Source organism: Vibrio sp. 10N.261.52.A1, assembly GCF_002876325.1.
In the GTDB taxonomy this organism is placed as follows: domain Bacteria; phylum Pseudomonadota; class Gammaproteobacteria; order Enterobacterales; family Vibrionaceae; genus Vibrio; species Vibrio chagasii.
The window spans coordinates 1-1,651 of record NZ_MCYD01001072.1 but is presented as its reverse complement, the minus strand read 5'-3'; the positions used below and the strand labels follow the sequence as shown (position 1 = coordinate 1,651).

2 protein-coding genes are annotated in these 1,651 nt (G+C 43.4%); one reads left to right on the top strand and one right to left on the bottom strand.

The window, feature by feature from the left end:
• Nucleotides 1-193 precede the first annotated feature (193 nt).
• Nucleotides 194-1,036 carry a mechanosensitive ion channel family protein gene (locus BCT81_RS23140; RefSeq protein ID WP_102425993.1) on the top strand — a complete coding sequence of 281 codons (843 nt, stop codon included), beginning with the start codon at nt 194-196 and terminating at the stop codon, nt 1,034-1,036.
• 86 nt (nt 1,037-1,122) lie between these two features.
• Here BCT81_RS23140 and BCT81_RS23135 read toward each other — a convergent pair whose 3' ends face one another.
• Nucleotides 1,123-1,566 (bottom strand): cytidine/deoxycytidylate deaminase family protein, encoded by a 444-nt coding sequence (locus tag BCT81_RS23135; protein WP_004737813.1) that lies wholly within the window; start codon nt 1,564-1,566, stop codon nt 1,123-1,125.
• Nucleotides 1,567-1,651 lie beyond the last annotated feature (85 nt).

Here is a 1,651-nt window from a genome sequence, read left to right as displayed (position 1 = left end):
TCTCCCTCGCCGCGATTAAAACGCTTTTGACTAGGCGTCCCCATCCGAACGAAATTTAACCGCGAAAGGTCAACACGCCCTAATAGTTAATATCAGAATGAACACGAGCGCTCTGGAGTTGAGCGCTTTTTCATAGCACTGATATTAGGGGCTTTCTTGTAAAGCTAACCGTTGTAATGCTAAGGATTAAGTAATGGAAAAAGTGTGGCAAGTAATAGATTTCCTACTCGCTCATAAGTTTATTTTTAGTGCGCTGATTATCAGTCTTATTTTAATCATCCGCCGAATCACCTTATCTCAAATTAGGGGTGATGTTGCTTTCCTTAGCGAAGACCAACGTAATTGGATGTCCCGTACTAAAAACGGCACCTTTGCGATTATTGTTATAACGCTTTTTCTTCTCTGGAAATCTGAAATCAGTGAGTTTGCTCTCTCAGTAACAGCAATTGCCGTTGCGATAGTAGTGGCGTCAAAAGAGATCATCTTGTGTTTCACTGGCTCTATTCAACGTGCTAGCTCACGCTCATTTAGAATTGGTGATTGGATTGAAGTGGGTAAAATCAGTGGTGAGGTGATTGAACACAACTTGATGGCGACTGTGATTCAAGAGATCGACTTGTATCATGGGCAATACCACTTCACTGGCAAGACCGCTACGCTGCCTAACAGCATGTTCTTTACTTATCCTGTAAAGAACCTCAACTTCATGAAGCGTTACGTTTACCATAGCTTTACGGTGACGGTGAAAGACTTCGTGAACCTGTACCCAATGGTGCCGGGTCTTATTGTCAAAATTGAAGAGCATTGTGAAGAGTTTATCGATGTTGCTCGTCGTTATAACGGCGTGATCGAAAAACACGCTGGTGTCGACCTTCCTGGCTCTGAGCCGCATATCCACATCACAAGCAGTTCAACCGGTGAGCAAGAAGTCCATTTTATGATTTTCTGTCCAACCGAGAAGGCGGTTCATCTAGAGCAAGAGATTCGTAAAGATTTCATGGAAGCATACGCTGAAGCATTTCCTGTCAGTGCTTAATCCTGCAGTCCGCTGAGCCCCAAACAAAAGAAAGCCGAGAGCGATTAGATCGACTCTCGGCTTTTTTGTTCTAACTATCTGTTCGTTTAATCTAGGTCAGCCAGTGGTAACCAATCGACTTGTACGCCTGCTTGTTCAAACATATCTTGGCTCACTTTGATTTTGTCTCCCCAGCGAGAAAGAAAGTCTTCACTTTGCTCTGGGCAGTGAACCGCAGAAATACCGGTTTGGATGATTTTCGCTGCGCAGTTTGGGCAAGGGAAGTGAGTTACCCAGATTTCACAGCTGTCTAAATCACGCTTAGCAAACAAGATTGCGTTCTCTTCTGCGTGAAGCGTTTTTAGGTATTTCATCTCACGATCATCAGTATCAGCACTGTCCGATACACCATGAGGGTAGCCATTAAAGCCAACCGAAACAATGCGGTTGTGTTTGGTGATAACAGCACCAACCTGAGTGGACGGATCCTTACTCCAGGAACCGACTAATTCCGCCATTTGATAGAAACGTTTTGCCCATTTTGAAATCATTCGAATTACCTTAACAAGGAAGTATGAGTTTTTATTATTGAAACCATATTATGTTAGACAATATATACAGAGAGGGGAAGTAGGA